Below are 6,659 nucleotides of genomic sequence, written 5' to 3' on the forward strand. Positions count from 1 at the left end.
ATACGGTGCGGGCGACCGCTGCCACGTCGCCGACATCACCCAGTTGCCTGACCTGCTGCACGGGCAGGAGCGGGAAGTCTTCGGCGATCAGGCGTACTGGAAGGAAGACGATCGCAAGTTTCTCGAGGCCTGGGGGATGCGCTACCGGATCAATCGGCGTCCTACCTCTAAACGGCCGCTGAGCGCGCGCTGGCGAATGATCAACCGGGCGCGCTCGCGGACCCGGGCTCGCGGCGAGCATCCCTTCCGCGTGGTCAAGCATCTGTGGGGCTTCGTCAAAGTGAGGTACCGGGGCTTGGTCAAGAACTTGGCCCGCGCGCATACCATGTTCGCACTGGCTAATCTCTATCAAGTCCGGCACCAACTGTCGCCGAGCGCGGCGAGTCGCGCGTTGTGAGCCAACTCCGGGCAGCCACCAGCCGCGGCGCCGCCTACTGCGACCCCAAGCACCACTCGATGTCCCTTCACTGACCCCGATTCCCATGATCACTTCACTTAACCGCCTCTGCTTGGGAACCTGTGCAGAGGTTCCCTAGCTGTTGCAGCGCCAATAGCGTGTCGCCCAACAATGTCGCTTGTTGGCCACCTTCCGGCATGCCAAAATCCGAAACTGTTTCGATCAGTTGACATTATGTCACTGGGGGACCGCCAAACGGTGATCGCGCCTGAAACCAAGGCTGACGCCGGTGCACACGCGCCCGTCGAGCACAGCCTCATCGGCGAACACATCACGATAGTCAAACTTCGAGCGTTGGTCGATCGCGTTGCCGTGGGCGACGCGACGGTGCTGATCACCGGCGAGAGCGGTACCGGCAAGGAAGTCGTCGCAAGGACGATTCACAGCCTGTCGGCGCGGCGCGGACGCGATTCGTTCCTGTCAACTGCGCGGCGATTCCGCATGAGCTGCTGGAATCCGAGATGTTCGGTCATGAGCGCGGCGCTTTCACCGGCGCCGCCGGATCGCGCCACGGGCTGTTCAGCACGGCCGACGGTGGAACGATCTTTCTCGACGAGATCGGCGAGATGCCGCTGCAGCTTCAGGCCAGGCTGCTGCGCGTGCTCGAGGATGGGATCGTCCGTCCGGTGGGCTCCGACCGCGCGAGCAAGGTCGATGCGCGCGTCATCGCGGCGAGCAATTCGGACCTAGTCGCCGGGGTCAAGAAGGGCACCTTCCGCGAGGACCTGTTCTATCGTCTGCAGGTGGTGCCGATTGCGATCGCGCCGCTGCGCGAGCGTCGCTCGGATATCCCATTGCTGGTCGAGTACTTTCTCTCGCGCCTGCGCGGACGCTTTCCCGGCCCCGCCGTTGGACGATTTCGCAGGCCGCGATGGTCAGCCTATGGTCGTACGACTGGCCGGGCAATGTGCGCGAGCTCGAGAACATGATCGAACGCCTCGTGATCATGTGCGAGGGCGAGGTGATCGATGCCGAACTGCTGCCGCCGGCCATGGTGGCCACCCCGCGCGTTGCCGAGAACCATCTTCCGCCGACTCTGACCGAGGGCGGCGTCAATCTCAATGCGATGGTGCGCGAACTCGAAGGCCGAATGATCAACGAGGCGCTGCGCCAGACCGGCGGCAACAAGCAAGCCGCGGCGCGCCTGCTCGGCCTCAAGCGCACGACCTTCTCAGCCAAGCTGCGGCGATGCGGCGTGATTGCACCCGGCGGAGCGGGCTGGAACGACGAATCCTGAGGGATGACCCCTATGGTGGAGCAATCCCGGCTACCGCAGATAATGGTGGTCGACGACGACGCCGACACGGTTTCGATCCTCGCGCGCCATCTCCAGCGCGAAGGATTCGTCGCGATCGAAGCCGTGTCCGGCGCCGAATGCTTAAGGCTCGCGCATGAAAATCCGGTTGACGTGATCCTGCTCGACCTGATGATGCCCGAGATGGACGGCTTTCAGGTTTGCCGCAAGCTCAAGGAAGATCGCGTGACCGCCGAGATTCCGGTCATCATGATCACCGCGCGCGACGACCTTGACGCTCGCGCCGAGGGGATGCGCCTGGGAGTGAGCGACTTTCTCGCCAAGCCGGTTTTCCGCCGCCAGCTCGCCAACCGCATCCGCGCCCAGCTCGATATGGTCGCGACCGCGCGCGCCAACGACGCGACGCTCCATCAGTTGCAGGGTAATTCCAAGAAATAGCCGGGCAAGAAATAGCCGGGCAAGAAGTAGCCGGGCAAGAAGTAGCCGGGTTGGACAGATCTGACCGTATGCATCACGAACCAGGTGGTCTTGCGCGCTGACGGCGGCGTTGATATCCAGAGGCGCTACGGGACGGCTAAACTAAGCGGCGGCGAAACCGGAGGAGGTCGGGAGAGATGGATGCACAAAGCGGCGGCACGCCGCAAAACCAGGTGGTCGCGGCGCTCGCATATCTGCTAGGGTTTGTCACCGGAATCATCTTTCTTTACCTCGAGCCTTACGACAAGGACGAATTCGTGCGATTCCACGCGCGGCAATCGATCGCGTTTTCGATCGCCTGGTTCGTGATCAATATCGTGCTCGGCGTATTTATCGCCGTGTTGCCGTTCGGGCTCGGGCGGCTGCTCGTCGGCCTTCAGGAATTGATCAACCTCGGCTTGGCGATCATGTGGATCTTCCTGATGTATAAGGCCTATAGCGGCGAACGCTACCGGATCCCGGAGCTGGCCGACCTCGCCGACAGCTTCAGCAAGCCCTAGCGCAGGGCGTGCGGATGCTCCGGCCGCATCCCGCCCGTAAGTGCCTGATCGCGCAAGATAAATCGAAATAGGACAGATTTAGCGATCTAAATCGGCTAATTAGATGACTAATTAAGTAGTCTATTTGCCGTTTCCAGCCGACGTGCTAGAAGACCCCTTAGAGGATTCGAATGAAGTTTGGCGTCGGGGTCGATTATTCGCTCAAAGCGCTGCTGATGCTTGCCGACCGCTACCCGAGCGCGCAGCCGCTGCGCGTTGAGGAAATCGCCGCCGCGCAGGGCGTGCCGGAGAACTATCTGCGCCGTCTGCTGATCGAGCTTAAACGCGGCGGCCTGGTGCTGAGCCAGAAGGGGCCAAGCGGCGGATACATGCTCGCGCGGCCGCCCGCGCGAATCACGATGGCTGACGTGGTCGAGATAATCGAGGGCGACTATACGCCGGTCGAGTGCCTGGAAGAAGGCGCGAAATCGTTTTGTCCGCGTGACAGCGGATGTCCGATGCGCGACGTGTGGCGCGACGTGCGCGACAGCGTCGTGAGCATCCTGCGCAGCGCCACTCTGCAATCGCTTGCCGATCGCCGCAAGTCGGCGGTGATGTACCAAATCTGATTCAGGCTCTGTTCAGGCTTTGCCGTACACCGGGATCACGCCGCCCGAGGTCACGCGGCAATCCTCCGAGCAGAGGTATGCGATAGTCCGCGCGATGTCGTCTGGCTTGACCCAGTTCTCGTGCTTCGCCTTGGGCATCGCCGCGCGGTTCGCCTCGGTGTCGATCGTGCTCGGCGCGATCGCGTTGACCAGAATATTGTCGCCGAGCACCTCTTCGGCGAGCGAAGCGGTAAACGTCCTGATTGCACCCTTGGCCACCGCGTAGGCGGTATAGTCGCCCGCACCGGTGAGTCCGCTCCGCGAGCTGACCGAGACGATCCGGCCGTAACCGTTGCGCTTCATCGCGGGCACGGCCGCGCGGCAGCATAGAAAGGTGGGCTTGAGGTTGAGATCGAACATCGATTGCCACTCGCCGAGCGTCGTTTCAGCCACCGGCTTGCCGCCCCAAAATCCGCCGACCAGGTTGACCAGGATGTCGAGTTTGCCGAAGCGGTGCAGCACCTCATCGACCAGCTTCGAGACCTGCTCCTCGATGCCCACGTCGCATTTGCGCATCAGGATCTGCGAGGACGGAAAACGATTGCCCAACCGCTGCTCCACCAGCGCAACCTCGGCATCGACGATGTAAGGCACGGCGACTTTCGCGCCTGCGACGAGGAAGTTCTCGACCACGGCGCGTCCGAGCGCACCCGATCCGCCGGTTACGATCGCAACGCGATCTTCAAGAAGTTCCATCGATGAGACCTCCTCCCGACGATCGCGCGGCGGCGCCGTATCGCCTCGGAATCTGCGCGATAGGGCGCCGCCGACGGATGCCTGTTCAAAGCCTGCTGCAGCGGGCGCGGCTCGGACGCTACTTCAGGTTGGCGTTGGCGAAATCCCAGTTGACCAGGCTCCACCACGCCTCGACGTATTTCGCGCGCGCGTTGCGGTAGTCGATGTAGTAAGCGTGCTCCCACACGTCGCAGGTCAGGATCGGATGGATACCGTGGGCAACCGGGGTGTCGGCGTCGTGAGTCGCGATCACGTCCAGCGCGCCGTCGCCCTTCTGCACCAGCCAGGCCCATCCGCTGCCGAAATGAGTGGTCGCCGCATCGGAGAACTTCTTCTTGAAGGCGGCGAAGTCGCCGAAGGCTTTCTTGATCCCGTCGGCCACTTTGCCGGCCGGATCGCCCCCGCCGCGCGGCTTCATCGAGGTCCAGTAGAAACTGTGATTGAAGTGCTGGGCAGCGTTGTTGAAAAGACCGCCGGGGCCGGCCTCCTTGATGATTTGCTCGAGCGGCGCGTTCTCGAATTTGCCACCTTTGGTCAAGTTGTTGAGATTGGTGACATAGGTGGCGTGATGCTTGCCGTGATGGAACTCCAGGGTCTCGGCCGAGATATGGGGCGCCAGGGCGTCCACCGCGTAGGGCAGCTTGGGAAGTTCGAAAGCCATGATCAAGGTACCTTCCTTCTTTGGAGTATTTGAACTTGTGGAACCGCCGGCAAAATGCCGAAACGGCGTCGGCGGGCAGAACGAACAGCCCGCGCGTGCGCACTCGCAGCTGTAACAAAGGTTAAAGTAACCCGCCCGTCACGCGGCTTGCAAGTTTGCCGACAGGGGCCGCGAGACCCGCCAGGGACCGCGGCGCTAGAAGTCGCGGCGATTGTTGAGCGCGCTCGAAAGCGTGGCGGCGTCGCTGTACTCCAGGTCGCCGCCGGCCGGTAGGCCGCGCGCGAGGCGGGTGGTCTTGATTCCGAGCGGCTTGAGCAGCCGCGCCAGGTAGAGCGCTGTCGCTTCGCCCTCGACCGTGGCATTGGTCGCGATTATGACCTCGCGCACCGGTGCCGGACCCTGAAGCCGCATCAGCAGTTCCTTCATTTTCAGATCGTCGGGGCCGATCCCGTCGAGCGGCGCGACCGCGCCGTGCAGCACGTGATAGAGCCCGTTGAAACTGCGCGCTCGCTCGATCGCCATCAGGTCGGCGGGCCCCTCGACCACGCAAATCACGTCCTGTTCGCGCGCCGGGTCCTCGCAGATGCGGCAGCGCTGCGCGTCGGCAAGCGCGAAACATTGCGAGCAGAGCCCGACGCGCTCCTTCATCTCGAGCAGCGCCTCGGCAAGCGCGATAACCTCGTCGCGGGGGCGGTTAAGCAGGTTGAAGGCGAGGCGCGAGGCGGTCTTCTCGCCCACGCCGGGCAGCCGGGAGAGCTCGCGCACGAGCCGCATCATCGCGGGCGGCAGACCGTCGGCGCGCTTGAGATTGTTTTCGGCCATCGTTTGCGATTGTCGATCCGGTCCGAAGGGCCCGTGCGGACCTGGCCCCGCTGCTGCCCCCGTGCTATCCCCGGCCGGCGAGAAACCCGGGCGGGAGGCCCATCCCGGCCAGCGGCCCGAGCTTGCTGCTCATCTCCGCAGCGATCAGCTCCTGCGCGCGGCGCAGCCCGTCGTTGACCGCAACCACGATCAGGTCTTGCATCATCGCCTTGTCATTGGCGATCGAAGGGTCGATTTCGATCTTGCGCAGGCGCATCGCGCCGTCCACCACCACCCGCACCATCCCGCCCCCGGACTCGGCTTCGACCGTCTTTTCGGCCGCCTCGCTCTGCAGTTGCTGGAATTTTTCCTGTAGCGCCTGCGCCTGGCGCAGCATCGCGGAGAAATCGAATTCGTCGGGCACGGCGTTTACTCCTGTAAGGGGCGCCGCATCGCCGGCGCCGCCGGGTCGCTGTTGGTTGACGGCTGGTGCGCTACCGGCTCTTCAGCCTGCACGGCGGATGGCGCGGCTACGGGCCGCTCGCGAACGTCGACGAGCCGTCCCTGGAACTCCTCGAAGATGCGGCGCACCACAGGGTCGGCGTAGAGCGCCTGGCGGTCCGTCGCGATGTTGGGTGCCGGCTGCGGCGTGCTCTCCATCGCTGCCGCAGGAGCTGCGGGAGCCGGCAGCGATGCCACGGGCTGGCTGGGCGGCGGGGATAGTGCGGCGGCATCCCTGCTTCGCAGGTCCGACGGGTTTCCAGCGTCTGTAACCGTGGGCGGCGCCGCTGAACCGTTTAGCGCAACTTCGACCCGCAGCTTGCGTCCGAAGAACTCGCTCGCCAGCTCGCCGATCGCGGCACGATTGTCGTTCAGATAGCGGATATAGATGTCATTGCGGGGGATGACACGCAGCACGTCGCCGTCGAGGGCGAGTGACGCGCCCTGCTCCATGAAACCGGCGAGCGCGGCGCGGCGCGCTCGAATGTGCTCGCGCAGCTCCGGCAGGTCGGCTGGGTCCGGCGCCGCAGAGCCGTTGCCTGGGGTCGGCACTGCATTCGACGCGAGCGGTGAGGTGACGCGGGGCCGCGGTTGAACCGACGCCGGGGGCGGGGCAGCCGCTGGG

At 64.2% G+C, this 6,659-nt stretch carries 10 protein-coding genes and 1 pseudogene; 6 read left to right on the forward strand and 5 right to left on the reverse strand.

The window, feature by feature from the left end; translation table 11 throughout:
* The 6 genes and pseudogenes from VMI09_15455 to VMI09_15480 form a co-directional block, all read left to right on the forward strand.
* Positions 1-397 (forward strand): transposase (locus VMI09_15455; protein ID HTQ26084.1); only part of this gene is annotated, 397 nt, incomplete at its 5' end.
* A 330-nt stretch (positions 398-727) separates the two neighbouring features.
* Positions 728-1,386: pseudogene (locus VMI09_15460) on the forward strand (sigma 54-interacting transcriptional regulator).
* Positions 1,383-1,694 (forward strand): helix-turn-helix domain-containing protein, encoded by a 312-nt coding sequence (locus VMI09_15465; protein ID HTQ26085.1) that lies wholly within the window; start codon positions 1,383-1,385, stop codon positions 1,692-1,694. Before VMI09_15460 ends, VMI09_15465 begins: the two are co-directional and overlap by 4 nt.
* A 12-nt stretch (positions 1,695-1,706) precedes the next feature.
* Positions 1,707-2,150, forward strand: a complete 444-nt coding sequence (locus VMI09_15470) for a response regulator (protein ID HTQ26086.1) — start codon at positions 1,707-1,709, stop codon at positions 2,148-2,150.
* A gap of 176 nt (positions 2,151-2,326) precedes the next feature.
* Positions 2,327-2,689 carry a DUF4870 domain-containing protein gene (locus tag VMI09_15475; protein ID HTQ26087.1) on the forward strand — a complete coding sequence of 121 codons (363 nt, stop codon included), beginning with the start codon at positions 2,327-2,329 and terminating at the stop codon, positions 2,687-2,689.
* Between the two features lie 170 nt (positions 2,690-2,859).
* Positions 2,860-3,297 carry an Rrf2 family transcriptional regulator gene (locus tag VMI09_15480; GenBank protein ID HTQ26088.1) on the forward strand — a complete coding sequence of 146 codons (438 nt, stop codon included), beginning with the start codon at positions 2,860-2,862 and terminating at the stop codon, positions 3,295-3,297.
* 12 nt (positions 3,298-3,309) lie between these two features.
* Here VMI09_15480 and VMI09_15485 read toward each other — a convergent pair whose 3' ends face one another.
* From VMI09_15485 to VMI09_15505, 5 genes are all read right to left on the reverse strand, one after another.
* The gene (locus VMI09_15485; GenBank protein HTQ26089.1) at positions 3,310-4,032 is read right to left on the reverse strand and encodes an SDR family NAD(P)-dependent oxidoreductase; all 723 of its coding nucleotides are present in this window, start codon (positions 4,030-4,032) and stop codon (positions 3,310-3,312) included.
* Positions 4,033-4,150: 118 nt separating this feature from the next.
* The gene (locus tag VMI09_15490) at positions 4,151-4,732 is read right to left on the reverse strand and encodes a superoxide dismutase (GenBank protein ID HTQ26090.1); all 582 of its coding nucleotides are present in this window, start codon (positions 4,730-4,732) and stop codon (positions 4,151-4,153) included.
* Positions 4,733-4,927: 195 nt separating this feature from the next.
* Positions 4,928-5,554: a recombination mediator RecR gene (recR, locus tag VMI09_15495; protein HTQ26091.1), complete on the reverse strand. Its 627-nt coding sequence runs from the start codon at positions 5,552-5,554 to the stop codon at positions 4,928-4,930.
* A 64-nt stretch (positions 5,555-5,618) separates the two neighbouring features.
* Positions 5,619-5,957, reverse strand: coding sequence for a YbaB/EbfC family nucleoid-associated protein (locus VMI09_15500; protein ID HTQ26092.1), 339 nt, complete (start codon positions 5,955-5,957; stop codon positions 5,619-5,621).
* A 5-nt stretch (positions 5,958-5,962) separates the two neighbouring features.
* Positions 5,963-6,659, reverse strand: a 697-nt coding sequence (locus VMI09_15505) for a hypothetical protein (protein ID HTQ26093.1), incomplete at its 5' end; no start/stop codon positions are given.

The sequence above is a fragment of the Candidatus Binataceae bacterium genome (assembly GCA_035500095.1).
Taxonomy (GTDB): Bacteria; Desulfobacterota; Binatia; order Binatales; family Binataceae; genus JAKAVN01.